We start from the raw sequence: 25,941 nt of genomic DNA on the forward strand, positions 1-25,941 counted from the left end.
CAAATCAAAGTAGATGATTAAAAATAAAGAATAATGATATTAGGTATCTTAGAGCTTGCTTAAAAACAAAAAACACCCAATTTAATGGATGCTTCCTACTTATTATTTACTGACTTTTTTACCATGCTTAGTAAGGTAAACTGTCGATAAGCTTAATGCTGCACCGATTCCGACAAGGAATAAGACTGTTGCAGTATTCGACTTACCTTGCTCTTTTGAAGTGCTTTCTTGACTACCTGATGCCTTAGCTACCTGTCTAGCTTCAGTTTTTTTATCAATACGTGCGACATTCTCTGGTTTGTCATCCTTCTTGTTTTCCGCCAATTCTGACAAATCGCTGTTAATCTCTTTGATAGCACCTTCAGAGCTTGCAAGTGTTGCCACTTCTGAGGCTAATGTTTCAGATGCCATAACCGCCATGACTTTACTTGCAATCACATCCACTGATTTCGCATTCAAGAGAGAATGATAAGGAATGGCTTCTGAAGTCAACTGACTACTTGTTACAGGAGTTTTTAGGTCGTCATTATAAGCCATCTGACTATTTGGCGAAATGCTGACAACTTCAGATGTACTTGCTGTAGTTGGTGCTTCAGAGACTTTAACAGCAATCTGACTTGTTGAGCCCTTTTCAATAACTTCTGAAGAAACCTCACTTATTGGATCCTTCTGTGTACTTTCTGAAGTTGAAGCTTTTTCTGGACTGTCAGAAGAAATTACTACGTCAACCTGACTCGTAGATGAAGCTCCTGAAGTTTCCTCACTGTTAGATGTTTCTGATGCTGATGTCTCAGAAACCACTTCACTAGTTGAAGACTCGGAAACTGGGGCTGTCGAGCCTGCTTCACTCTTTGGTGTTTCTGATGCTGAAGTTTCAGAAGCCACTTCACTTGTTGATGATTCAGAAATTGGAGTACTTGAGTTTTCTTCACTCTTAGCTGTTTCTGAAACTGAGGTCTCTGAGATCACTTCACTGTTAGATGCTTCAGAAACTGGAGTGCTTGAACTTTCCTCACTCTTTGGTGTTTCGGAAACTGAAGTCTCAGAAACTACTTCACTAGTTGATGTTTCAGAAACTGGAGTGCTTGAACCTGCCTCACTCTTTGGTGTTTCTGATGCTGATGTCTCAGAAACTACTTCACTTGTTGATGCTTCAGAAACTGGCGCAGTTGAACCCGCTTCACTCTTTGGCGTTTCGGAAACTGAAGTCTCAGAGACTGGATTATTGACAGGCTTTGGTTCAGGTTTTGTTGGAGAAACTGCTGAGACAGCCCCAACAATCGTCGCCTTATTGTCAATCGTATTATTAGATAAACGGATTTCTCCATTGCCACTGTCACCCATCTCAAAATTCTTGGTAATCACAGGATCAGCCAAGGTGTTCAGTAGCTTATTATCGTAAACATCGACATTCTTGATAGTCCCACGAACTTGTTGGAAATCAATGGCACCACGGTGGAGGTTATAGAGGTCATTAGTTGTTCCTGAACGTAGAATAGTATTGTCATGTATCTTAATTCCATTATCATTATGGTCGAAATTATGACCAGCAAAAACCGTATTGACACGGATACCTGATCCAGCAAAGACGTCCTTGATGAGGTTTCCTGAGATTTCATGACCCTTACCACCAAAAATACCGATACCAGCCGCACGCCAGCCTGATTCAATGGTGTTGTTGAGGAATTTATTATTTTCCTCGGCGGCGGCATTTGTTCCATCTGAAATGCTTGACCAAATTGCCAAACCATCATCACCATTCCCACGAATATTAGAGTTTTTGACTGTTGAATTTTTGGTACCTTGAGCAAAGTTAATACCATCAGCCAAGTTATTACGGATACGAGTATTTTCAACGATAAGACCATCCGTATACTTCATATTTCCCGTCTGATCGTAGTCGCCAATCCACATACCAACTTCAAAATGCTGAACCCAGATATCATGAATGTGCGAATTCTTACCAAGCGTTCCTGAAATAGCCTTGTACTGTGCGTCCTCCTTGTAGCGAGACGTCAAGTTGGAATCCATGTAGAGATTGCTCAACTCGATGCCGTTACTATTATGCCCAAAGACAATACCACCACCATAGCGTTTGTCACTTGTAAAGTGTAGTTGTGTATGCCAAACACCGGCACCTGAGATTTTTAGATTATCCGCTTCGATATTAACTTGCTTATCAAAATTGAAACGTCCCTCTGGAATATAGACAGACTTTCCACTGACTTTAGCTTCTTCAACAGCCGCAAGTAGGGCAGCTGTGTCGTCACTATCATCATTAGCAGATGCACCCTTATCCACGATACTGATACTATTTTCACTTTGGGCAACTGGCGCTGGAGCCTGTTCTAGCTCAATAAAGTCAATACCATAAGGGACATTGTCATCCTTCTTCTTAACGAGAGAAATCTTATCACCAGATTTTAATTGGATATCCTTGAGGAGGAGACGTGTCTCATCAAAACGAAAACGGGCACTTGAACCGTCAATGGCTTGATCATACTCATGGTCACCTTTAAGGTACTGCCAGGCTGAGTGGGATGACAAATCAAGATTACCAACGCTTGAACCATTAACTTGCACATCCAACTGACCTGATGCACCATCGGGTATCGTATAGCGGACATTCAAAGCGTTGGCTGGTTCTGTGACATTGAAGGTAACCGCCGCATCCTTTTTAGGAAGCTCGACATAAGCTTGGTTAGTTGCCTCTACAGCCGTAGATTCCATATCTTTTGACTGTTGGATTGTAGCGCCATTTTCAATAGTCGCATTTTCAGCCTCATGGCTTGTATAAGGCATCTTTGCACCGTAATTATCGGTGTTGTACTCCTTTCCTTGGCCTTGATCCTCAGTCGCATTGGTTAAGACATTTGCTGAAGTTTCTTGATTTTGAGAGGTGACTGTCTCAACCACTTGATCAATGGTCGGAGTCTGCTCAGCTGCTTGAACAGTCGTTACCTGGGGTTGTGAAGGCATAATATTAACAGGCTGTGACGCTTGTACTGTCTCCGATGTTGGCTCTGAAGTCGCCAACTGAGCTGTTGAAGCCATTTGAGGGGCCTGCGCCTGATTTGAGGCATTCGTCAAGTCACTAATCGATTGTGCCTCGTCAGCCTGAGCTGCTTGCCCATTGGCAAGAGCCATGAACCCAATCAAGGAAGATGCTGCCCCAATGGAATATTTACGGATGCTGTACTTTGGTTTTGTCTTACTGTCATTAAACACTTTTATTCTCCTGATACTTTTTTCATAATCTCTCTATCTGAGAACCAAACCACTGTTGGAAGAGAAAATAGAGATTTCATCATATTCGATTGTCGATAATGCTGTTGTTTATCTTCGTGAAAACAAACCAAAGAAAATTATAAGGGATGAAAAAGTAAAATAAAAGGCTAGGAAAGCCATTTTAACAAGGCCTTAACAACATTGTCATATTAGAAAGTTCAGTCATTCACCTATAAATGACAGTCTAAAAATGTCGCACAAAACGATGATTTCTGTCACATGTAAGACAGGAAAAATTAGCATGTCCAAAAAAGCCTTATTTAGTAAGAACTGTCAAACTAAATTTTGAAAATACCTGAAATCTATTTTCTCAGATTCCTGTCAAACGTTTGACAGTCTTTTTAATTTTACGCTTCAAAGTATTATTTTCCGAATGTTTTAGTGTTACAAATGTTAAATACCAAAAAATAAAAAAGAGACAAAAACTGCCTCTCACTTTCAAAAAATTGATTAACTCAGCTAAAATTTACGATAACAATGCCTCTAGTTCTTCAAGCGATAAACCTGTCACATCTGACACAACTTCTAGTGATAGACCTTTTGAGAGCATCTTGCGAACCAACTCTAGACGCTCCTCATAACGACCTTGTTCCAAGCCTTGTTTAAGTCCACGCTCTATTCCTTTCTCTATCCCTCGCTCCAAGCCTTCTTCACGCGCTTCATCAATAGCTGTTTCCATAGTCATGTCATAATTTTCTTGAATTCGTATGCGTTCATCAATCATCGCCTTTTCCTCCTGTGTCCAGCTGGTTTTAAGATAACATAGCCTCTAGTTCTTCAAGCGATAAACCTGTCACATCTGACACAACTTTTAACGGTAGACCTTTTGATAACATCTTGTGAATCAACTCTAGTTGTCCCTCATGACGGCCTCGTTCTATCCCTTGTTCCAAGCCTTCTTCACGTGCTTCATCAATAGCTGTTTCCATGGTCATGTCATAGTTTTCTTGAATACGTATGCGTTCATCAATCATCGCCTTTTCCTCCTGTGTCCAGCTGGATGAATCCAGTAATGAATCGGCATGCGTGACCGCTCGGCTTGGTTCCTTAGAAAATGGGAGATTTCCAAAAAACTCTAGCCACTGCCGCCCTTCATCCGTAATATGCTTACCTTTATTATACTTATCCAACTCTAAAAAGGCAATCTGAAGAAGGTTCTGACGTTTTCCGTCCTTATAGTAAGAATTCAAAGGCTTGCCCGTCCGACTATTGGCCATCCAATAAGTATTAATCGGGGATTCCTCATCAGGCAACAAGGTCTTCTCCAAGATAGCTATGCCATAGACTGGCTCCATCTGCTCATACATCTTGTGAGTCTGTCCTTGTTGGCGTAATTTTTGCACATTTTCCACCAGCTGGTTAGCCAAATAATAATGAAAACGATTGAGAAAATAATGCTGCTTACGCACCTGAATCTCAATAATGACCTCAGTTCCATCATTCAACTTAGCCCGAACATCCACTGACGTTGAGAAAAGCTCATCCTCGTCAAAGTCCTTTTTATGAAGCTGCGTCCCCTCCAAAATCTGAGCGTCCACAACATCCAAATCCAAAATATCTCTAATAAAAGCCACTGTCACCTCAGGTAGGCTAAAAATCTTCTTAGCCATAATATCCAAGGTCGGTGAGACATGCTTGTGTCTTTTTTCCATCTACCTCTCCTTAAGAAAAAATAGAGGGTTGGCCCCTCTACTTCTATCTATTCGGAAAAAGCTTTTGATTACACTATAAGATCCATTAAGAAACCAAATAATAGTTCACTTTCAAGTCTCTAAATTGATCATAACCCAAATACTCATCGTTCTGAAGTCGACCTAAAACAATGCTAGGATGGATACCAATCTCATCAGCAAATTTCCTAATCGCTTGTTTATCAAAGCAACCTTCATCTATGAATCTTTGATAGTCTTGAGGGGCAATTAGTAAATCTTTCGCAAACTGGTCTGCTAGTTCCTCAGAACGTCTATAAGAGTCACTATCTCCATCATCAGACCAAAAGTCATTCTGAAGAATATGACCAATCTCATGGAAAAGTGAAAACCAAAAAATATCTGATGCTTTATTACGATCTGTTAATAACAACAAGACACTACCGTTTCCAAATTTCTTTGTTGCACCATTTAAATTGGCATTTGCTAAAGCAGGAAGACCCACTAGGACAACCCCACACTCTAGCAAGATATCGGTCAACTCTTGAGCAAAATCCTTTGGATCTTGTCTCGTCAGTTCCCTCAATGTTGGCAAGCTTCTCTCTAACTTTCTACGATTAAGCTTCGTGGTCGTTTTATTACGAGCTTTTTTAGATGCTAACTCTAACATAATATTAGAATTAACAATACTCTTTTCGGTAAAGTCACGTGTATTACGATAACTCACTAAATGGTTAAAAGTCACGAGATATTCTAAACTCGATACTTCCAGAATCTTCCGAAGCTCTGTAATCTTTTCACCAATACCATAGCGCTTCTCTGGAACATAGCCTTTTTGCTTAAAATACTTGAAGTCAATCATCTCGCATATTTCCTTCTCGCGGCCTTGATCAAGCTCTCTTTGTTCTACAATTTCAGCCACTTTCACATCATAAATGTTTTGAAGGTTGAGCCAAGTCTGCATAGAAACACCACTTAACTTGGCTAACTTATGAGCTGTCTCCTTACTAATAGACTCCTCAGCATTAACTAGCTTGCTGACAGTCTTGGCAGAGACTCCCAAACGCTCCGCAAATTCTTTCTGAGTTACGTTATAGTCCTCAATTAAGTCTTCAACATACTGACCTGGATGAAAAGCAACCAGGTCTTTGTACTCAACCACTTTTTTACTCATAATGATTGCTAACCTCCTCTATTTTCAAGATTTCGATTTCTACCGGACTAGAAAATACCTTATCAAAATCTTCCTCACGAAATCCTACAATCAAACGATAGGAACTCCTTCGACCATCTATATCTAAGGCAAACTGTCCATTTCTCTTTCCCCTTAATTGGTGAAAATGATACTTAGGAAAGGCCGTCACACTAGCCAAAGAATCCGATGCTTCCAAAAGGTTAATCAACTGATGCAACTTTAATGCAACCTTATCCGAAAAATCCTTTTTCGCTCGCCTCAGCTCAGTGCACTGTTTCTCAACAGTTTTATTTGTATAGATTAGCTTCATAAATTCCTTTCCGTTCGATTCAAATTACCTTTTTGGTAATTTAATATTATCAAATTCATAGAAAAAAGACCAGTCAAAACTTCATTTGACTGATACTTCTTTTATCATTTAACTAATAAATTACCCCTTAAATGCTTCCACAAAAGCCTTGAGTTCTTCGTCCGCTTCTTGTGTCGTTCCATGAAGCTGACCAAGCATGTCGAGAAGTGAGGCTGTCTGACTTTCAATCGTCGCATTGGTCTCATTAATCTTAGCCACAATCTCGGTCAAGGGCTCCACTTCTTCTTCCTCAAAGGTATCCACATAGCGAGGAATATTAAGGTTGTAGTCATTTTCCACAATCTCTTCAAAGCTAGCCAGATGGGCAAACTTGTCCATATCCTCACGGCTCTTATAGGCATTGAGAATCTTCTCAATATGAGCATCCGTCATGATGTTCTGATTTTTCCCCTTATCAAACTCCTTAGAGGCATCGATAAAGTAAACATCACGATTGGTGCGGTTCTTTTTGAGAATGATAACCGTCGTCGGAATACTGGTGTTAAAGAAAATATTAGCAGGCAGACCGATAACCGTATCAATGGCACCTTCTTCCAACAAAGCCTTACGAATAGTCCCTTCAGCATTACCACGGAAGAGCACCCCATGAGGTAGGACGATGGCCATGACACCATTGTCTTGTTTCAAGTGATAGTAACCGTGCAAGAGGAAGGCAAAATCAGCCTTAGACTTAGGTGCTAGTTTCCCAAATGGTGAGAAACGAGGATCATCCATGAAACCTGAGCTAGCAGACCACTTGGCTGAATAAGGTGGGTTCATGAGAACACCGTCAAAGTTAGTTGGCTCTTGGGTTGGCCAATCCTCATCCAAGGTATCTGCGTTGTGTAAAAACTGATTTTCAATCGGTACACCATGCAGAATCATGTTCATACGTGCCAGGTTATAAGTTGAGGTGTTCAACTCTTGACCAAAGTAAACCACTGTCTGTGGTTGACGTGAATAGCGTTTGGCATTAAGCAAGAGCGATCCTGACCCCATAGTCGCATCATAAAGGGTAAAGCCTTGCTTGTCCTCACGTCCTAAAAATGCAATCTGCGTCATAAGCTTGGCAACAGGTTGCGGTGTATAGAACTCACCAGCTTTCTTACCCGAATCCGTCGCAAACTGACCGATCAAGTACTCGTAAGCATCACCAAGCATATCACCAGCATGACCTGCCACATCTAGGACTGCTAACTCTTTCATCACAGCCGCAACCGTCTGGTTTTGCTTTTGAGGAGTCGCCCCAAGTTTCTTAGAGTAGAGGTCAATGTCTTCGAAAAGGTTTTCATAAAGCTCGTCACTTTGCTCAATATCACGGAAGCCCTGAACCAAATCCTCTAACTGAAAGCTTCCATCGTTCACTCGCTCCACTAAGGCCGTAAAGGTCAAGTCAGGATGAATGGCATAGCTCATCTCATCAGTGATGACTGCCAAGAGGTCCTCGTGAGTCTCCTCATCCTCGTAGTATTTACGATAGACTGCTAGTGCTTCATCCAAACTTTCTGTCTCCTCCTCCATGGTCTCTGCCACGAAAAAGAGCATCTTGTCCGATAAATACTTGTAAAAGACCATGCCCAAGAGATAAGACTTGTAATCGTTGGCATCCATCTTAGAGCGGAGCACATCCGCTGAGTTCCACAGGGCTTGATAAAGCGACTGGGAGGTTTGTGTTGTTTCCATAGTAATTCTTTCTGATTTCTTTTAGACTTTTTCTTGTTCCAGTGGGACGACAGCGAGGGTCTTGCCCAGACTGGCTAAGACTTTCAAAACCGTATCCAATTGAGGACTGGTCTTCCCTGTCTCCATCCGAGCGATGACCGGTTGGCTAACCCCACTGAGTTCTTCTAGTTTCTTTTGACTAATGCCCTTTTCATGCCGAGCCTCAATCAGCTCTGTCATAATCGCGACCCGAAGATCACTTTCAAGGATTTCTTCCTTGGTGAAGAGCTCTGCTCTCACATCTTTCCAATTGCTGCCGATGGCACTATTCTTCATTTCTTAGCCCTCTTTCCTTCAAATCTTGCAACTCTCGCTTGGCTTTCTCGATCTCTCGTCTGGGTGTCTTTTGCGTCTTTTTGACAAAATGATGCAGTAAGACAAAGCTCCCATCCAGCCAAGCCACGAATAAAATCCGATCCCGCAAGGGTCTCAACTCCCAGATCTCCGCATCCAGATGCTTGATGTAGGGTTGGCCAGCACAGGTACCATGTTGGCTCAAAAGTTCGATGTAGTCATTGAGCTTGTTGAGTTTGATCCGACTGTCCTTGCTATCCCGACGAGCTAGCTTTCTCATATAGTCCAAGACAGGCTGATTCCCTTGTTTGTCCTTATAAAAATAAATAGTGTGCACAAAGCAAACTCTTTTCGAATTCATTATAACTCTAAAGTTATTAAAAGTAAATACTTGTAAGTTATTAAATACCAAGAAGCACCCTTTGAAAGGATCAAAGGGGCTCACTTATACTATTCGAAAAAGGCTATGCTTATGGATGCTGATAAGGATCATTTTTGAAAGTTAGATAAACATGTCTTGTAAGAGTTTTATATTTTTAGAATGAAATTCATTTATCTTTTTTCTTTCTTCTGAGCTTTCTTGTACCTGCCTCTTTTTTGTCATTATTTTTCTTGTTTTCTAATAATTCATTAAAGACGGTCTTATCAATAATTGTCTTTATTAAAGTATCAAGTTCAGTATTCTCTGAATAGTCAGCTGGCACAAAATAATCTATACGATTATCACGGGTCATCTTATATACTTTTGTTCTATCATTAGTTTCAGGATTGAATACACCGATAGAATAGCCACCTCTCGTTTTAACTAGCTTCATACACGGAATGTCAGTGTCACTATCTCCTAAATAAATCATATTTCTGAAAGGAACACGTAAATCACTTTCAGAGAAAAAATCATTTACTGCAGCATTATTTACATCCAGAACCCCTTTGGTTATTCTAAAAAGGAATTGTGTTTTATTCGTGTAATTTACTACCTGAGCAGGCCAGACTGCAACCCCATTTTCATCGCAATAAAAAGAAGTTGCATATATTTTCTTAAAGGCACCTTTCTTAGCTATGGAAGTTCCTTCTATCATTTCTTTCAAACCTGACGAAATAATGTAGTGTTCTACAATAACACCTTTTTCTTCTCCATATTTTCTGATTCGTTCAAACCAGTCTTCGACTCCTGGAAATAATTTCACTTCTGAGCCAAACTTAGCTAGCTCCGTTTTTGTAAACAAAACCTTTCCTGCAGATTCTGTTTTCATAGTGAACATATACGCAAGATTCTGATCCATGTCATTTTTGATAGCAAATCCATTTGACTTCTTCCAAAAATCACCAATTTCATACCCTAGCTTTTGTATAAATCCTTGAGCTTGCATATCATCAGGAGACAGCGTTTTATCAAAATCATAGCAAATAGCTACTACAGGTTTTTCTTCTTTCTTTAGACATTCAGATTTTACTTTTGACATTTTACTGCACTCCTTTTATATAAACATATCTTGTAAAAGTTTCTTTTTGAGTGTTTCGAGTTGAAAAATTTTTTCTTGGTGAGAGTTGATAAGGTTATCAAGGTTAGAGAAGTATGTGCCGATAGCTTGTTGTTCGGCTATTGGTGGTAAATAAAATGGAATCTCCGAGAAAGTTGGAAATTGTACACGTTGTTTTTCAATTAGAGTTCCTGTAGCAAACTGTTTATATTGATAAATTGCGTACGTTGTTTTTAATAGAATTTTCAAAAAATCATTATCAAATTTTTCCATATTTCTGTTTTTCATCACAACATAATAACCAGAAACTGAAATAGTTACTTCATTATCGTTTAAATCCAAAGCACCTAATGTAAGATTCATTGGATTATAAACAAACTCCTGTACATTAACCTTTTTAAATTTATCATTCTTTTTTACCAAAAAATCTCTTTTGTAACGATTTGTTTTAGGTGTTAATCCCTTCTCAACTGTTAAACTCCATAACTCGTTTTCTTTAGAAGGTTCAATATAATTTGATACTTGTTCAAAAATATCACCTAGGTAATACTTTCCCCACTCCCCTTCAAATCCATCCAAACGAATCTCAGGAATAGTCTGTCCAGCTTTGGGAAACATCTTGGAAAGCATGGTCGCCTTGAGAGATTGGTAGTTGGCGAGATTGTCCTTGTAGCTAGATAGAAGGTCGTCGAGGGTGCAGAAAAGGGAACCGATGGCAGATTGTTCGTCGAAAGATGGAAAATAATTTTGAATATTATTGATTGTTAACTTAGATAATGAAGGTACACCAGTAGACTCATCAAACCTCTCCCATTGAGTTCGTTCAAAAATCGCATTAATAAAATATAAATTGTATTTATTTTTGGGAATACAAAAAATAGGGTATCTACTGTCCAATACGGTGCTTTTAAAATATACGGTTTATTTATTGTTCCTTTTCTACCAATACCTACTCCATCTTTATTTGTAATTGCTTCTGAAACTGAATGCATATATCCACCAGTTCCATATACAGGAATATCTCCTTTATCTAAATGTTTATAATCTTTACCACTATTTACTTCAATTACGTCTTCATACTTCAGTCTTTTCCATGACTCTAGAAACTTATTAAAGCGGAACTTTGGAATTTTGCAATATTTTTCTTTCAATTATTCTCCAATCTTTTTTTGACAAAGTAATTAGTTTATATTTATTTCATTACACAATAAACTTGCTAAAAAGTAACCTTATAGTTTTTTACACCACTTTTTCTAGTAAATTACTTTTCAAACTAGATTTATTCTCTAAATTTTCTATGATTACATATACTATGCGAATATTTTATAACAAAAATATAACCCTAATTTTAATCTTTTACAACTTTAAACTTAAGTTCGGAAGAACCGTAGCTTTGCTTTAAAATTTTCTCAGCAATTTTCTCAGGGGGAATAAGTCTAAATGTGCTGTCCATAATATATTTAGTTATATAAGTTTTGAGGCTATCACATTTTTCAATTAATTTTGTTTCTTCACAAAAGGCATCAACCATTTCAGAAAATTCAATAAAAGTACTTGCTTTAATAATTTTATAATAATAGTTTGAAAATCTTTCTACTTCCATTACTACTTCATTTTTTAAATCTGATAATCTCACATCATCTTGAATTACTAATGTCAGTAACAACTCATCCTTTAAATCAATAAATTCGTAGTATTTCGGAGTTATTACTGTATAACAAAGTTTTAAAATATCTTCTGAAATTCATCTTCATTATCTGATTCTGTCAAAGGGAAAGTTTCATCTCCAAAAAAAGTTGCGGCTTTTTTCAATTGGTTTAATATTTTATAGGACCTCTCCGCCCTCTCAATTGTATACTGTAAGAAAATACGTTCTCTTTCGTTCGCTTCTTGTCTTTCAAAAAATTCTCGTTGTAACTTATGTTCATCTTTTAGCTGTTTAAGTTGCTGCCTATTTTGGAGCTTTGCTACATAAACCGCTACACCAGCACCCAGTAAAGCCCCAATCATTGAACTAATAAACTGAGAATTAAGAAATGGAATTATAGTATTCATTGCAATTTCTCCTATTCGAGTGAAAGAAAACGTCTAATCTGAGACTATGAGTATTATACTTTGAGACTAAATTTTTTAGCTGAACTATCTTCACATAGTATTTAACTTCTAATTACCGAATCAATTCTTAAAAAGTTTTATCTATCTAATCTAGGTATTCATAACTTACTTTAAGAGCAACTCTCTCATCCCATCAACATCTTGACTTTGTACGAATACTACTCTTTTCTACCCCGTTAGTTCAACCAATTCATCTTTGCCTAGAATAATGGCTAAATTCTTAATTATTGAACGTTTAGCTGTTTCATTAAAATATGTGAATATAAATCTACTCTGGTAATATTTATTGTCAACCAATTTAAAACATTTTTCAAATATCTCTTTATCAAGTGGATCAACAGAATGTCCAAAAATAATAATATTTTTAACAATTCTTGGTATTCCATTTGATATATCAAATTCCTGGTCAAAAAATCTCTCATATGTATTTCCAGTTTCTTTAACTACACGTTGATAAAATTTTTGATAAGGTATTAAATCACTATTGATTTCAGTTCCCTTATCTTCAATGCCAAAAACCATGGTATTAATATTATGTTTTCGTCTTTTTAAATCAATTTCTCCATGTATAAAATGGATCTTTTCTAAGGGAATTTTATAAAGTTTATTTGGGGTATGTGTATAGTTAAAACTAATCACACTAGCCTTTGATATTTCATCTATGGCATCTAACACTGTCTCACTAGGAATAATTGGGGCAACTTCAAAGTCTATGTAGTCTCTATAAGAAAGGTAAATTTCTAGGAGCTCAGTCAGTAAATCAAGATTCCTAATAAACTCATTATTTAATTTCGATATTACTAATCCTCTCTCTAACTTTTCCCATTGTTGTTTTTTATAAAGTTCAGAAAAGATTCTACCAATAAATATTTTTGAAGTAGAATTATCCTCTTCATTCATCTCTCTACAAAATGAGTCACTAAGATTAGGGTATAAAAAACCTCCTTTGCGATATAACTTGTCGGGATTTAGTTTGAAAAAAACTATTGCTTCAGCAAGTTGAGAAATCATTATTTCAAGATTTGACCAATTTTCTCCGAGTGTAGTTCTATTCTCTCTAATATATCTAAGATATAAATTATCTTTATATTTCTCAGTACTAATATCATGTTTGTTGAGAAAATTTTCATATTCTTTGTCAGGTATAGGAAATAGTTTCTCAGCAAACTCTAAAAAATCTTTATAACTCGTTTTTCGACCCATTGCTAAATCAAAGCCGTTTCCTAAAATTAATATCGTATCTGCCATTTATTCTCCCTAGTTATTACTCTACCTCCCCACTCTCAGGGGTTCAATAACCTCTTCGATGAGTTTGGTGTAGGCTTCTTTGATGTGTTTTTTGTAGCTGAGCGGGTTAAGGGCATCAGCTGTTTCTGCTTTGTAGTCTTTGTAGCGTTGGCTCTTGGTGAGCTGGCTTTCTCCAGATTGCTTCTTAGCACCCTTGCGATAGTGTTGGACATAGTAACGAAGTTCATCGAGTCCGACATACCATTTTCTGGCAAAGTGTTTGAGATGGTCGTCGATGATGGCTTCAATCATAGTGTCCAAGACACCAGTGATAGATTGTCCTTGGTAATCTTTGGGATTGGCTTGGACTTCTTTCCACAGGTTTCGGATGATTTCGGCTAGTTTAGGATTGGTGCGTTCCAGACTCTGGATATAGTTATCAACCGTTTCGATATCCTTGTCACTGAGGGCTTGTGGACTATCCTCCTCCTGCTGAATCATACTTTGAATCAGGGTCAGGATGTAAGCATAGTTTATCTCGTCGACTTGGACGGATTCCAGTTCGTAGTGGATATCAAAGAGATTATCATCACCGTCGTCTTCTGCTCGGCTTTTGAGCTCTGCTAGGATATTTTGATAGATTCCCAGATAGGTTTCAAGCTTTTCATCTGATAGGCCTGTCTCCGCATAGATAGCCGCTTCATCGTATTCACTATAGACACGGATAGATGCCAGATACTTGTCAAAGGTTTGGTAAGCCTTGGCAATGCGACGGAGTTGTGGGCTAGTGGCTTGCTCAATCGTGATGACATAGTTTTCCACATCTTCCACCTTTACTTGAAAGTCTATCCAGGCTTGGATGAAGTTGGCTTTTTCCTCTTCCCAATCTGGGGCAGTGACGTCATTTTCACCACCGTTTGAGTAGAGTTTAAGGGCGTTATCCACAGCCTCTTTAAAGGCCTCTGGTCTTTGGAAGGTGATGATATGGCCATAACGCTTTTTACTGTCAAAGATGCGGTTGGTGCGACTAAAGGCTTGAATCAAATCCTGTGGACGCATGGGCTTACGGTCGATAAAGAGAGTGGATAGACATGGGGCATCAAAACCTGTCAAAAGACGGTCAACGACGATAACCAAATCCAACTGCTCATTGCGAGGAATGTATTTATCTAACTTTCTGGCTAAACGATTATTGATATCCGTGTTAAAGCCACGCAAATCAGCCATGTTAAAATGGGTACCGAACTCCTGATTGTAGTCGTCCATGACCTGTTTCATGTGGTCTTGGTAGTCGATAGACTCTTCTTCATTTTCCGACACTGAGTAAGTGACCGTCATCTTTGGAAAGTCAGGTAGCACGCGCTTAGCTCGCTCTGACACCTTGACACGTTCGTGTCCTGCCTTGATACTCTTGAGCAGATTGTAATAAGCCTGAGCTTGTGGAATGGACTTAACCGTTAAGATAGCCTCGTAAGTCTTGCCCACACCATTTGGAAAGCCCAACTGTTGATAACTTTTGTTTAGGATAGCATCCAAGACTTCTAGCATGTGCTCTTTATCTTCATAAACAGAGTCAGGAAGATCTTTTTCAGGAATCAGCGAAATAATGGTATTTCGATAATCCACCTTGAATCCCAGAACTGCTCCGTCATGGATGGCTTCTTTGACCGTATACTCGTGTAGGCGTTCGCCATATTGTTGGTGGGTGGTTTGTGCCAAATCGCCTAATTGCTTTCGTTTATTTTCCTTGAAAATCGGTGTGCCTGTGAAGCCATACCAGAGCGAATTGTGGAAAAAGCCCTTGATGTCTTTTGGGGTCTGAGGCGTAACCGCACGGTGACATTCATCCACAACAAAAGCCACACGGAGGTCCTTGATTTTCTCCGAATCCTTTTGATATTTACCTTCTTGGAACTTGCGCATCATGGTTGTGATTTTCTGGATAGTCGTCACAATCACTCGCTTATCATTTCCTGCCAAACGCTTGACCAAATCATGGGTATTGTCCGTTTCGTCGATATCGATGACATCATTGGCAGCGTAGGAAAGAAAGGACGACGTCGTCTGCTGGTCAAGGTCCCTACGGTCCACGACGAAAATTGTCTTTTGAATGGCTGGAATCTGCAAGAGGTTGCGAGCCACCTTGTAGGACGTTAGGGTCTTACCAGAACCCGTGGTATGCCAGATATAGCCTGATTCCTGACGGCGAGAGGCATCCTGAACAGACTCGATGGCATGGATTTGATAAGGACGTAAGAGGATGAGGGCTTTCTTACTATCATCAATAACGGAGTACTGCATCACCATCTGATGAGCACGTGGAATAGACAGGACCTCATGGGCAAAGTCCATGAGACTGGTCATGGGTTTATTATCTTTATCCACCCAAGATGTCAAGAATTGTTTATTAAGCTTATCCTCTCGTGCAGCTGCAATATAACGTGTATCAACCTTATTAGTCACAACAAACATCTGAAGGGCAGAATAGATGCCACGTAACTTTCCTTCACGGTCATACTTTTTGATTTGATGAAAGGCGTCCAAAAAGGCCACACGAGGACTCTTGAGCTCGATATGGATAAGAGGAAGTCCATTAATCATCAGGGTTGTATCTAAACGACGGTCCTGATCTTGAGGATAGGCCTTGTCACGTTCGACTTGATTGACCACTTCGTAACTGGATTTTCCAGCAGCGATATTGTCACGCCAGATGACAGAAAGTCGGATAGTCCCAAGGCTAGCATCCTCACGTTGCACCTCGACTTTGGCAATACCATTTTCACCCGCCAACCACTTAGCAGCTTCATAATAGTTAATGAAGTTAAGCTGGTTCTTGATTTGTCGCTTTTCTTGCTCGGTCAAGGGATGGTCAGCAAGTAGGGCAACGTTATTCTGAGCTAACTTCTCAAAAAAGTTATCCCATAATTGACCTTCATTTTTTAAGTCTTGGCGATAGGTCCACTGGCTCTCACCAGAGGTTAATTGCTCGATTAATTGACGTTCTATCTCAAGTTCTGGAGTAACTGCTGGCATGACTTATCCTTTCAACATTGTCGTAATCCCTTACATTATAGCATTTTCACGGTTTCTTTCATAGTTTTGGGAAAATTCAAACAAAAAACACAGCCCGAAGGTTATGTTTTTATTATCTATTTACTCTCCCCTATGAATCGTAAACCCTGTGGCTTGTTGGTTAGCCATGATGGTCATGTCTGAAATCTGGACACGTCGTGGTTGCTTGGTGACATAGAGGACAGCATCTGCAATATCTTGGGCTTGGAGGGCTTCCAAACCTTGATAGACCTTGGCTGCCTTGTCCTTATCACCATGAAAGCGAACTTGAGAAAAGTCAGTCTCAACAATACCTGGCTGAATAGTTGTCACCTTGATATCTGTAGCAATGGTGTCGATACGAAGCCCGTCACTAAAAGTTTTCACTGCGGCCTTGGTAGCTGAGTAAACGGCTGAACCTGCATAGGCATAGATGCCCGCTGTAGAGCCCATATTAATGATATGTCCCTCATTGGCAGCTACCATACTTGGTAGAATCTGACGTGTCACCATCATCAAGCCCTTGACATTGGTGTCGAGCATGGTCAGCAGGTCCCACTCTTCATAGTCTTGGTAGGCTGTTAGGCCTAGTGCTAGACCTGCATTATTGACCAAGACATGGACTTGACCCACACTTTTGAGAATGGCTTGGCAAACATCTTTGACCATATCCATATCAGTGACATCCAGTGCAAAGGTCCAAACTTTTTGATTGGGATAGGTCGCTTCAAATTCTGCTTTTAGAGCTTGAAGACGCTCTACACGGCGCCCTGTCAAGATCAGGTTATCCCCCTCTTTGGCAAAGGCACGCGCCGTTGCTTCGCCAATTCCTGATGTTGCTCCTGTAATGAGTACATTTTTAGGCATCATATTCTCCATTTCTATCACCCTATGCCTCTAATCGTGATTCCTTAACTCGCTTAACTTCTTAATGAAATCAGGAAGCTCTAGCTTGGGCAGGGTAGATTTTTTATTTCCTGACTTCCAAAATATCCAAAGTAACTGGTTGAAACCGTCTTGCAAGACATTCTTTTGTTTGTCCGAGAGATTGCCAAATCCTTGTAGCATCTGACCTATCTGTGGCAAGGCTTGGATGCCAATATCATCGAGGCTTTCAATACCTGAATCAAGGATGGTATCAAAAACCAAATCGCAAACTTGCTTGAGTTCTTGACTAGGCAAGGCCTCAATCCACTCTTGGAAGGTTTCTTCCAAACGCTGACTCAACTCTGTTGGCTGGTCCTCATAAACAAAATCATTTGTCGTCAAATCAACCTCCCAAGTCAAGGCGTTATGTTGCGCAAATCCGATGCCTTCTGCTGCGACAAGCTGGGCAGGTCTATCCCAATAGAGCATAACCCCCACGACAGAATCTTGAGGTCTAATAACTATCATCTTGGCTTTCAACTCTTGGTAAGAAGGCTTCTCTAAGAGGGACTTCATCAAGCCTGGTGAATCCAGGAGCAAGAGCTCTGCGATTTTCTCACGCAAGGCAGTTGAACTCTGAACAGCTGAATAGAGGGCAAGATTCCCACCCTTGGAGTGGCCAGAAACAGTGATACGTCCACTGAGATTCGGCAAGTGGTCCTCCAGAAAAGTCATGGCTGAGCGATGGGCAGGAATTTCCCGACTATAGGTCAGCTGAAAATCCTCCTTCCATCCAATGACACTATCATCCGTCCCACGAAAGACAAGCTGATGGTAGTCCAGTTCAGACAGGCTGAAAATCATCGCCGCAAACTGTTTTTCCACCTCCTTGTCCAAGACACTACGGTAGTTACTGAGACTCAGACTGGCAAAGCGCCTAGACCTGACTATAGCCTCTGCGAGTTCCACCCGCTCTTTGGTCACCATAAAGGAATAATCTGGATTTAACTCCTTGCCCTCAGCGAAATCATGTAAATTGATGGACTTCTTTAAGTCACTGGCTGTGAGCCATTTTTCATAGGTCAGGTAGCCGATTTCGTTGATACAAACCTTATCCAAGATATTCAGAGGTTCTTGGTCAAAAGTTAGATTCTCAACCTTTTCAAGATAATCGATGAGATGGGCCATAATTACTCCTTAAAGTCTTTCTTACTTTGATTTTACTAGAATTTTCACTAAATTGTTAGTGAAAAATGTGATATGATAAAAGAGATTATTTATTAGGAAAAGGAAGCTTATGACTATTTCTCGTTTTTACCGTATCTTACTAGCCCTTTGTGGTCTGGTTGGGGTCTCTATTCAAATCCATGATGATGGTTGGGGCATGCTACTCTACTACACTGTTTTGTCCAATATCCTGGTTTTCTCTAGTTTGATTTTCTTTATCATCTACGATTTCAACAAAGGGGATGCAACGACCAACATCAAACTCTTACGTTACAAGGGTGGTGTCACTATGGCCATCTTAATCACAGGGGTTATTTATCATTTTCTATTGGCCCCTAGTACCAAGCCGGAAGACTTTTGGACGGTTCGTAACCTTTTGGTCCACTACATTGTTCCCTGGGGATTGGTGCTTGATACCCTCGTTTTTGATGCCCGAAAGGCTTACCGTCTGCGTGAGCCCCTTTACTGGTCTTTAGCACCTTTGGCCTATTTTGCCTTTGCCCTTCTCAATGGATTAGTCTTAAAATTACCTATTCCACACGCAAAAAATAGTCCCTTCGCCTACTTTTTTATCAATGTCAACAAGTTGGGCTGGAACAAGGTTTTGCTTAATGTCCTCCTAATTAGTGCTGGCTACATTGCTGTGGGATATCTCATCTATTTCTTAAAACGATTTATCGGACGCAAAGTCGACTGATAGACAAAGGCCATTTCTCTTAGCAAATCTCAGAATTGAAATCCAAAACGCTTGAAGTCATTAATTTCAAGCGTTTTTAGCACGATAAAAAGTCACTTTGGACGTTCAATAGTGTAGGCCTATTCTTCCCACAAAAACACATGAAAGCTATAGACCTAGTGCTTCAAAAGGTCAAAACATTGCCTTTTGTCATGAAAGAGGCTATCATGACAGTATGAACGATTTAACAACACTACTGAACTACTTGCCCTATAAACTAGCCGCCTACGATGCTAAAGGAAACTTTCTTTATGACAATGGTGGCGCTGACGGTAGTTTCTTCCCCCGTGAGGCTGAAAATCTGCCTGATTGGATCATGTCTGAAGTTCTAGCTTCTCCCACCAAAACCATTAGTTATCCCATTCCGACAGATAGTTTTGAGCAAATCCTCATCCAGACTTATCAAGCCTCAACAGACCAAGAAGGACGAATCTTAGGATTTTGGGAGACGATTTTTGATTTGAAGCAACCTCTCCAGACCTATCTGGATAGCTCTGCTCAAGCACTGGTAGCCTGGTCAGATGCCACTAGTGGCGCCAGTTTTAAGGAAGAAGCTGACAAATAAGGCTAAAAATCCGTCTTAAATAAATGAAATATTCACTTAATTCACAACTAAATCCCTAGGGATACCTTCATCAAATCAGTGTGAACTAGCGTTACTAAAGCTTTTTAAAAATCAGTTACTTTAATATAACTCACATAATTTATAAGCCGACTATTTTGCATTTTTACGCTATTTAAGGTAGAATGGAAAGTAATGAGAAAAAGAATAAAACCGATCGTTGTTTACGTGGTTCTAGCTCTTTTAGGATTAGCATTAGTTATTGAAAACATTCACAATACGTCCAAACAGCAGGCGCATCTCGAGAACGTGAAATCGGCTATTCCTTCTGCTACAGCGCCCAAAACAACAACCAGTCCATCTAGTAGCTCTAATGAGAAGCTCGTGCTTAATCCCATTATTGACCTTTCGGGTTGGCAACTACCTCAGGATATCGACTACGATGTCTTGTCAAATCATATTTCTGGTGCTATTATCCGCGTCTTCGGTGGATCACAGATTAGCAAGGATAGCAATGCCGCCAGCTCAAATGGGGTTGACAAATCTTTTAAAACACATATCAAAGAACTCAAAAAACGTGACGTTCCAGTCGCCGTCTATTCCTACGCACAAGGTACTTCTGTAAAGGAGATGAAGGAAGAAGCTCGTATTTTCTACAAAAATGCTTCTCCATACAAACCTACCTATTACTGGATTGACGTTGAAGAGGAAACCATGTCTAACATGGATGAAGGTGTCCAGGCCTTTCGAGCCGAACTCAAACGTCTTGGAGCTGAAAATGTTGGTCTTTACATTGGTGCTTATTTCATGCTTGAGCAAGAAGTTTCCACTAAAAACTTTGATGCCGTGTGGATTCCAGCCTACGGTACCGACTCAGGCTACTATGAGGCCCTGCCAAATACTGAGATTGACTATGACCTTCACCAGTACACGTCTCAAGGAAGCCTTCCTGGTTTCGACAATATCCTAGATCTTAACCAAATCAATCCTGATAAAAACAAACGTAAAACCTTTGAGAAACTCTTTGGTAAGATTAAGAAAAAATCAACTAAAAACAAGACCACTAAATCGTCAAGTTCAACTAGCTCAGCTACTGTAACCAGCTCATCTAGCTCCTCAAGGATGTCTAGTAGTCAGTAGAAATCAGTGTCTCGGACACTGATTTTTTTCTTTTCAAAATTGGCTTAGGCGTGTCAAGTCGAATGTGTTATAATGAATGATAGAAATGCACAATTTTAGAAGGAGATATAATAATGGCAAAGAAAAGCAAAGTCAAGAAGACCTTGGTTGACCAAATTCTTGATAAGGCTAAAATTGACCATGACAGCTTAGCCTTCAATGGGTTAGAAGGTGAGCTTCCAGAGGATGTGGCACGTGAGAGCATTTATAAAACTCTCGCCCTCAACGGTGATAAGACGGGACCCGTCATTGGTATCGTTCCTATCACTGAACATCTATCTGAAAAAAACTAGCTAAGATTTCAGGGAACAAGAAAGTTCACATGATTCCACAAAAGGATCTCCAAAAAACGACAGGTTATGTACATGGAGCTAACAATCCTGTGGGCATTCGTCAAAAACACAATTTTCCTATCTACATTGATCAATCGGCACGAGAAGCTGGTTTTCTCATTGTTTCAGCAGGAGAAATTGGGCGTTCTATCCGTATCAATAGTCAGGCCCTTGCTGATTTTGTCAAAGCTGAATTCGCTGATATTAAGGAGTAATTATGAAACTATATTTCGTTCGTCATGGTAAAACTGAATGGAACTTAGAAGGACGTCTTCAAGGTGCCAAAGGGGATTCGCCTCTACTTGAAGAATCAATTGAACAAGTACGTGAGCTCGGTCGCTATCTCAGTGACACACATTTTGACCTAGTCTTTTCAAGTGATCTACCACGTGCTAAAAAACAACGGAACTCATTATTGAGTCTCAAAAAAGTAAGGTTGAGGTTACCTACACAAAGGCACTGCGTGAATGGAACTTGGGTAAACTCGAAGGCCAAAAGATTTCATTGGTCCAATCGATTTATCCACAAGAAATGCACGCTTTTCGCAATAATCTAGCCAAATTCCGTGCTAAAGATTTCCATGCAGAGTCTGTTTATAGCACCACTCAACGTGTCGCCCAATTAATCAAAACACTTAAATATAGTGATGCTAAAAACGTTCTCCTCGTTGGGCACGGAGCTAATTTAACAGCTTCGATTCGTAGCCTCTTGGGATTTGAGCCAGGTCTGCTCCGTCAGGCTGGTGGTCTCGACAACGCATCGGTCACTATTCTTGAAACAGAAGATTGCGAACATTTCACTCTCAAACGTTGGAATGACACATCTTACATGGATAAAGAAAACAAAATCAGCTAAATCATCGTCTAACAAGATAAAGCAAGCGATTCTTTTCAAGATCGCTTTTTTGCTATTCAAAAAGCCCCTAAAAAAACACTTTAAGGGCAATACCTTACTAATCTATAGGGCTAGGTTCCACTGGTAGGCGATCAAGCTCAACACCAAAACTGCGAGCCAAATCGTCTAATTCCTTTTCAAAAACGTCTAATTCCTGTGAGACCAGTTCAAACTGTCCTTGAGACAGTAACCGTTTAAACCGTAGACCACGACTTAAGACAAATTCCATGTCTATCTTGAGATCCCCAGAAACATGCTCCCAATAATTATTAGCAAATTCTCTTTGCTTTTCTTCAGCCTTGAGGTGATCCGCCAATGCATAAAATGAATCCCAGGCAACACTTTTCATCTGTTCTGCATCTCTAACACCTTCAAAGAGATCATCACGTTTAGCTTTAAGTGCTTCTACCTCTTTTTCCAGGGCATCACGCTCAGCACATAGTGCTTCAACATCCTGTCTCAGGCTGTTTTTTTCTGTCATTTTCAATCTCCTTCTATCACTCTTTAGACAATAAAACGGCCATTCAAGACCGTTCTATTTATTTGCCATATTTCATACGAATAATTTTTTCTTGATTGGCATCCAAACGAAGAAGGATAACCACCTTATCAATACTCATATTGCTCTCAAGAAGACGCTCAGCTGCCATCATGAGACCATTATTGATGCCCAGTTGCAGAACCGGATTTTCTTTATCGTTAATATCAAAAATATATTTGTTATTAGGAAGGTCGAAAAGTACCTTGACAGCTCCGAAAAGTTGCTCGAAATTATCGATTTCCAAATCAAAAACTGGTTTAGTCCCTGGTTTAAGGCTGCGGCCACGGTGGTTAAACCACATCGAATGCCAACCACCATTGAAGGCTCCCATGACATCATTGTCATAAGAATCTCCGACATATAATGTTGTTGACGGATTCATGTCAAACTGTTCAGCCGCAAGATTAAAGATTTCCTTTTCTGGTTTTTGGAAGCCAGTCGCTTGACTAACAATAACACGCTTAGGATCTACATAATCGTAAAGTCCCAACTTTTTAACCTTCTTAAGCTGGTGCTCTGTTGGGCCATTGGTAATAATGCCCATTGGAACCTTCTTTTCCTTGAGGAAATCAAGGGTCATGCGCATCTCATCAAGCATGGTGATATTTTCCAACTCCTGCTCATAAACCTCTTGGAAATGATTGCCCGTTGCTTCATCAATTTCACGGTAACCAAACTCCAAAAGTGTCTCTTTACAGCGCCAAAAACGGAAATACTCGGTTGTCCACTCACCGGCCATTACACGTGGAAAACCAACGTCAGAATAGTGGCGGAAACGAATGTAGGCCTGATTTATGTGTGCCATATCAAAGTCAGGGAAGCATTTTCCCATGGCAATACGATAAGGCGCCTGCTGGTCATAAATAGTATCGTCAACGTCAAAAACAATAGAAGTAATCATCTGTCCATTCTTTCTTGAATCAATTCTCTTCTCCAGGGACTTAAACACATTAGTAAGTACACTGACTGACAGAAAAAGTAGCCAGCCTTATAACTGTTTCTCAGCCCGGCAAAAGTTAGCTTTAGGTCAACTGTACATAGCCAGTCCTGCCTGTCTTATTTGACCTGCATGCAACTGCCCAAACAGCCTTATTATATCGTTTTTACTCTATTTTTTCAATTTTCCACTTCACTTCTTTTAGGTAATCTCGTTTATTTTCTAAGGGTGTTAAGGCATTAAAAAAGGTTTGGAACACCAGGTCCCAAACCTTCAAGCATTTTGAACGAATCTAATGCTTATTGAATTTCTTTAAAAGTCATTTTTGTTTAACTTCGCCTTGACCACCTTTAGCAATTTGGTAGAAAAAGTCTTTTGATGTGAAGTGGTCACCATAAGCAAAGACCTTGTTGTATTGCCATTGTGACACTTGATCATTTTCTTTTTTACCAAGGGTAAGCGTTGTTTTCGTTACGCTGTATTCCCATTTAGCTGATTGATCATTGTAGGCCTTGTCAAAATCGCCTTGACTTTTAGCGGCATTAAGAACGGTTGTACGGTCCTGACCGACAATCGCCTTGTTACCACCTTCTTGGAAGGCAACATACATGACACGGTTATTGACCTCACCGTTAAGTGAGCTTGAGTATTGATAAACCTTACCAGGTACAACACTATCTAAATGGTGTGTGCCCCAATAATAGAAAGCACCGAAACCAGTACCCGTAATCACAAGGCAGGCAAGAATCACACTAATAATGATATTTCTCTTTGACATGCTTAGCCCCTCTCTAGTTATCACCATTTAGGTCATCAAAAGTTGCATCTGAGTCTGAATCACTATGACTTGAAGAACTTGATGAATGGTCGTCGCTTGAAGAACTTGAGCTCATGCGTGATTCTGTTTGAGAATCATTATTTGAAGAATCCTTAGATTCAGATGATTTTTCAGAGCTTGATGATGAGCTTTCTTTTTCTTTGTAAACGTCAACGTTGAAGGTCCATTTATCGCCTTGGTAAGTTACTTTGATTTGCGCATATTTTGCCTTGATTAAATCTGACATCTTGCTGTCTCTGTTAAGGGCATCATAGATTTTTTCTGCAAGAGCTTTGGCATTAGATTCAGTTTTGGCACCATCTTTAGGTCCATCAACGATATCTTCTGCCTTAGGTGTTTCACCTTGACGGTAAAGAGCTGTGCTTTCAGTATCTTTCTTAGCTTCAGTGTTACCACCTGCTGTGTCAGTCACATGTGAGAAGAAAGACCATGCTGGGCTACCTGAGCGTTTTTGTTGATAAACTTGTTCGAATTCGCTTTGAACCTTATCTTGGAAAGCATCATCAGACAATTCTTTTTCCTTAGAACTTTCTGTACTTGGTTTGCTTTCACTACTGCTTGCTGTTGAGCTTGAAGTAGAAGATGATGATCCACTTGTTGAACTTGATGAGCTTGATGAAGCATCTTTAGATTCCTTAGATTCTGATGATGATGAAGATGAATCCTTGCTATCTTTAGAATCTTTGGTATCTTTAGTATCTTTGGTATCTTTGTCACCTGAGTTATTGTTAGTGTTTGAGAATGAAAGACTATTGTCAGAATTATCTGGTGCATAGATAACTGTAGTCTTAGAGTGGTCATCAGATACAAATGTCGTATTTTTGATGACAACACGGTTGTGGTCTCCATAGTAGTTGTTGATAACTACTTTAGAGTTTGCACAACGATGACCGCTACCAGTCACATGGTAATCAGTTGGTACTTGACCATCACGATTCAAGATAAGAACATCACCTGCATAGATAAGGTCAATATTCTGAATATTGTTATCGTAAGCTAATTTTTCAACTGAAATACCAGTAGCTTGAGAGATTCCCCACAAAGTATCTCCCCATTGAATGACGTATTGTTGACCATTCAATTGTTTTGGATTGATATTTTGAGTTGTCAAATTATTTGTAATTTGTTCAGGTGTGCTGGCAATCCAGTTTGTAATGTCCGCAGCATGAGCACTCGTTTGATTTTGATAAAAGCTATCTGCCAAAACAGATACCGTTGGCATCCCAATAGGTGCTAGTAAAGCACCAAACATAAGGGCCTTACCAACATAATTTTTCTTTTTCATCGTATATCCTCCTTATTAAATACGAAACTTACCATGATATTGTACACCTGGCTTATTATATTTGTCAATAAATTCTGTAACTTTCTAATCAAAGATTAATGCTATCTCTCTATTTTTTCTAAAAATAGAGAATTTTCCCTCTGACATTCAACCATTTCTCCTATCTTTAGAG

Annotated in this window: 20 protein-coding genes and 5 pseudogenes; 5 read left to right on the top strand and 20 right to left on the bottom strand. The window is 39.7% G+C overall.

The window, feature by feature from the left end:
• Positions 1–102: 102 nt before the first annotated feature.
• The 16 genes and pseudogenes from HSISS3_RS05945 to HSISS3_RS06020 form a co-directional block, all read right to left on the bottom strand.
• The gene (locus HSISS3_RS05945) at positions 103–3,228 is read right to left on the bottom strand and encodes a YSIRK-type signal peptide-containing protein (protein ID WP_021152052.1); all 3,126 of its coding nucleotides are present in this window, start codon (positions 3,226–3,228) and stop codon (positions 103–105) included.
• 526 nt (positions 3,229–3,754) lie between these two features.
• Positions 3,755–4,039: pseudogene (locus tag HSISS3_RS05950) on the bottom strand (hypothetical protein); the annotation flags it as partial.
• A gap of 1 nt (position 4,040) precedes the next feature.
• Positions 4,041–4,940, bottom strand: coding sequence for an Rpn family recombination-promoting nuclease/putative transposase (locus HSISS3_RS05955; protein ID WP_021152054.1), 900 nt, complete (start codon positions 4,938–4,940; stop codon positions 4,041–4,043).
• Between the two features lie 85 nt (positions 4,941–5,025).
• Entirely contained in the window at positions 5,026–6,111 is a 1,086-nt protein-coding gene (locus HSISS3_RS05960) for a HigA family addiction module antitoxin (RefSeq protein ID WP_021152055.1), read from the bottom strand.
• Entirely contained in the window at positions 6,104–6,442 is a 339-nt protein-coding gene (locus tag HSISS3_RS05965; RefSeq protein ID WP_042771891.1) for a type II toxin-antitoxin system RelE/ParE family toxin, read from the bottom strand. The genes HSISS3_RS05960 and HSISS3_RS05965 overlap by 8 nt, the downstream gene beginning before the upstream one ends.
• 120 nt (positions 6,443–6,562) lie before the next feature.
• Positions 6,563–8,164: a type I restriction-modification system subunit M gene (locus tag HSISS3_RS05970; protein WP_021152057.1), complete on the bottom strand. Its 1,602-nt coding sequence runs from the start codon at positions 8,162–8,164 to the stop codon at positions 6,563–6,565.
• Between the two features lie 21 nt (positions 8,165–8,185).
• A complete protein-coding gene (locus tag HSISS3_RS05975) occupies positions 8,186–8,479 on the bottom strand; it encodes a helix-turn-helix domain-containing protein (protein ID WP_021144391.1) in 294 nt (97 codons plus the stop codon).
• On the bottom strand, positions 8,469–8,834 hold the full coding sequence (locus tag HSISS3_RS05980) for a type II toxin-antitoxin system RelE/ParE family toxin (protein ID WP_021152058.1): 366 nt from the start codon (positions 8,832–8,834) through the stop codon (positions 8,469–8,471). Before HSISS3_RS05980 ends, HSISS3_RS05975 begins: the two co-directional genes overlap by 11 nt.
• A 210-nt stretch (positions 8,835–9,044) precedes the next feature.
• A pseudogene (locus HSISS3_RS05985) lies at positions 9,045–9,960 on the bottom strand (HAD family hydrolase); the annotation flags it as partial.
• A gap of 15 nt (positions 9,961–9,975) precedes the next feature.
• Positions 9,976–10,596: a restriction endonuclease subunit S gene (locus tag HSISS3_RS05990; RefSeq protein ID WP_167546191.1), complete on the bottom strand. Its 621-nt coding sequence runs from the start codon at positions 10,594–10,596 to the stop codon at positions 9,976–9,978.
• Positions 10,597–10,742: 146 nt separating this feature from the next.
• On the bottom strand, positions 10,743–11,129 hold the full coding sequence (locus HSISS3_RS05995; protein WP_134954255.1) for a restriction endonuclease subunit S: 387 nt from the start codon (positions 11,127–11,129) through the stop codon (positions 10,743–10,745).
• Positions 11,130–11,326: 197 nt separating this feature from the next.
• Positions 11,327–12,033, bottom strand: a pseudogene (locus HSISS3_RS06000) (hypothetical protein).
• A gap of 228 nt (positions 12,034–12,261) precedes the next feature.
• Positions 12,262–13,341 (bottom strand): AbiH family protein, encoded by a 1,080-nt coding sequence (locus HSISS3_RS06005; protein ID WP_021152061.1) that lies wholly within the window; start codon positions 13,339–13,341, stop codon positions 12,262–12,264.
• Between the two features lie 21 nt (positions 13,342–13,362).
• Positions 13,363–16,353 carry a type I restriction endonuclease subunit R gene (locus tag HSISS3_RS06010; RefSeq protein WP_021152062.1) on the bottom strand — a complete coding sequence of 997 codons (2,991 nt, stop codon included), beginning with the start codon at positions 16,351–16,353 and terminating at the stop codon, positions 13,363–13,365.
• 120 nt (positions 16,354–16,473) lie between these two features.
• Positions 16,474–17,238 carry an SDR family oxidoreductase gene (locus HSISS3_RS06015; protein ID WP_021152063.1) on the bottom strand — a complete coding sequence of 255 codons (765 nt, stop codon included), beginning with the start codon at positions 17,236–17,238 and terminating at the stop codon, positions 16,474–16,476.
• Between the two features lie 30 nt (positions 17,239–17,268).
• The gene (locus HSISS3_RS06020; RefSeq protein WP_021152064.1) at positions 17,269–18,426 is read right to left on the bottom strand and encodes an Mbeg1-like protein; all 1,158 of its coding nucleotides are present in this window, start codon (positions 18,424–18,426) and stop codon (positions 17,269–17,271) included.
• A 109-nt stretch (positions 18,427–18,535) separates the two neighbouring features.
• On the opposite strand from HSISS3_RS06020, the gene HSISS3_RS06025 reads away from it, so the two are divergent.
• The 5 genes and pseudogenes from HSISS3_RS06025 to HSISS3_RS06045 all read left to right on the top strand — a co-directional run bounded on the left by HSISS3_RS06025 (position 18,536) and on the right by HSISS3_RS06045 (position 22,129).
• The gene (locus tag HSISS3_RS06025; RefSeq protein WP_021152065.1) at positions 18,536–19,162 is read left to right on the top strand and encodes a Pr6Pr family membrane protein; all 627 of its coding nucleotides are present in this window, start codon (positions 18,536–18,538) and stop codon (positions 19,160–19,162) included.
• A gap of 214 nt (positions 19,163–19,376) precedes the next feature.
• Positions 19,377–19,766 carry a hypothetical protein gene (locus HSISS3_RS06030; protein WP_021152066.1) on the top strand — a complete coding sequence of 130 codons (390 nt, stop codon included), beginning with the start codon at positions 19,377–19,379 and terminating at the stop codon, positions 19,764–19,766.
• A gap of 192 nt (positions 19,767–19,958) precedes the next feature.
• Positions 19,959–20,903 (top strand): glycoside hydrolase family 25 protein, encoded by a 945-nt coding sequence (locus HSISS3_RS06035; protein WP_021152067.1) that lies wholly within the window; start codon positions 19,959–19,961, stop codon positions 20,901–20,903.
• Positions 20,904–21,016: 113 nt separating this feature from the next.
• Positions 21,017–21,489: pseudogene (locus HSISS3_RS06040) on the top strand (aminoacyl-tRNA deacylase).
• Positions 21,490–21,491: 2 nt separating this feature from the next.
• A pseudogene (locus HSISS3_RS06045) lies at positions 21,492–22,129 on the top strand (histidine phosphatase family protein).
• A gap of 97 nt (positions 22,130–22,226) precedes the next feature.
• Here the strand turns inward: HSISS3_RS06045 and HSISS3_RS06050 are convergent.
• The 4 genes from HSISS3_RS06050 to HSISS3_RS06065 form a co-directional block, all read right to left on the bottom strand.
• Positions 22,227–22,649: a hypothetical protein gene (locus tag HSISS3_RS06050; protein WP_021152070.1), complete on the bottom strand. Its 423-nt coding sequence runs from the start codon at positions 22,647–22,649 to the stop codon at positions 22,227–22,229.
• Between the two features lie 58 nt (positions 22,650–22,707).
• The gene (locus HSISS3_RS06055) at positions 22,708–23,610 is read right to left on the bottom strand and encodes an HAD family hydrolase (RefSeq protein WP_004183924.1); all 903 of its coding nucleotides are present in this window, start codon (positions 23,608–23,610) and stop codon (positions 22,708–22,710) included.
• A 355-nt stretch (positions 23,611–23,965) separates the two neighbouring features.
• A complete protein-coding gene (locus HSISS3_RS06060) occupies positions 23,966–24,424 on the bottom strand; it encodes a hypothetical protein (protein ID WP_021152071.1) in 459 nt (152 codons plus the stop codon).
• A 13-nt stretch (positions 24,425–24,437) separates the two neighbouring features.
• Positions 24,438–25,769 carry a LysM peptidoglycan-binding domain-containing protein gene (locus HSISS3_RS06065; RefSeq protein ID WP_021152072.1) on the bottom strand — a complete coding sequence of 444 codons (1,332 nt, stop codon included), beginning with the start codon at positions 25,767–25,769 and terminating at the stop codon, positions 24,438–24,440.
• Positions 25,770–25,941 lie beyond the last annotated feature (172 nt).

It is taken from the genome of Streptococcus sp. HSISS3 (assembly GCF_000448605.1).
In the GTDB taxonomy this organism is placed as follows: Bacteria; Bacillota; Bacilli; order Lactobacillales; family Streptococcaceae; genus Streptococcus; species Streptococcus raffinosi.

Excerpts from the sequence above, each read along its gene's own strand:
- HSISS3_RS05955 (WP_021152054.1), bottom strand. The coding sequence starts at position 4,940 with ATGGAAAAAAGACACAAGCATGTCTCACCGACCTTGGATATTATGGCT.
- HSISS3_RS05960 (WP_021152055.1), bottom strand. The coding sequence starts at position 6,111 with ATGAGTAAAAAAGTGGTTGAGTACAAAGACCTGGTTGCTTTTCATCCA.
- HSISS3_RS05965 (WP_042771891.1), bottom strand. The coding sequence starts at position 6,442 with ATGAAGCTAATCTATACAAATAAAACTGTTGAGAAACAGTGCACTGAG.
- HSISS3_RS05970 (WP_021152057.1), bottom strand. The coding sequence starts at position 8,164 with ATGGAAACAACACAAACCTCCCAGTCGCTTTATCAAGCCCTGTGGAAC.
- HSISS3_RS05975 (WP_021144391.1), bottom strand. The coding sequence starts at position 8,479 with ATGAAGAATAGTGCCATCGGCAGCAATTGGAAAGATGTGAGAGCAGAG.
- HSISS3_RS05990 (WP_167546191.1), bottom strand. The coding sequence starts at position 10,596 with ATGTTTCCCAAAGCTGGACAGACTATTCCTGAGATTCGTTTGGATGGA.
- HSISS3_RS06005 (WP_021152061.1), bottom strand. The coding sequence starts at position 13,341 with ATGGCAGATACGATATTAATTTTAGGAAACGGCTTTGATTTAGCAATG.
- HSISS3_RS06010 (WP_021152062.1), bottom strand. The coding sequence starts at position 16,353 with ATGCCAGCAGTTACTCCAGAACTTGAGATAGAACGTCAATTAATCGAG.
- HSISS3_RS06015 (WP_021152063.1), bottom strand. The coding sequence starts at position 17,238 with ATGCCTAAAAATGTACTCATTACAGGAGCAACATCAGGAATTGGCGAA.
- HSISS3_RS06020 (WP_021152064.1), bottom strand. The coding sequence starts at position 18,426 with ATGGCCCATCTCATCGATTATCTTGAAAAGGTTGAGAATCTAACTTTT.
- HSISS3_RS06025 (WP_021152065.1), top strand. The coding sequence starts at position 18,536 with ATGACTATTTCTCGTTTTTACCGTATCTTACTAGCCCTTTGTGGTCTG.
- HSISS3_RS06030 (WP_021152066.1), top strand. The coding sequence starts at position 19,377 with ATGAACGATTTAACAACACTACTGAACTACTTGCCCTATAAACTAGCC.
- HSISS3_RS06035 (WP_021152067.1), top strand. The coding sequence starts at position 19,959 with ATGAGAAAAAGAATAAAACCGATCGTTGTTTACGTGGTTCTAGCTCTT.
- HSISS3_RS06050 (WP_021152070.1), bottom strand. The coding sequence starts at position 22,649 with ATGACAGAAAAAAACAGCCTGAGACAGGATGTTGAAGCACTATGTGCT.
- HSISS3_RS06055 (WP_004183924.1), bottom strand. The coding sequence starts at position 23,610 with ATGATTACTTCTATTGTTTTTGACGTTGACGATACTATTTATGACCAG.
- HSISS3_RS06060 (WP_021152071.1), bottom strand. The coding sequence starts at position 24,424 with ATGTCAAAGAGAAATATCATTATTAGTGTGATTCTTGCCTGCCTTGTG.
- HSISS3_RS06065 (WP_021152072.1), bottom strand. The coding sequence starts at position 25,769 with ATGAAAAAGAAAAATTATGTTGGTAAGGCCCTTATGTTTGGTGCTTTA.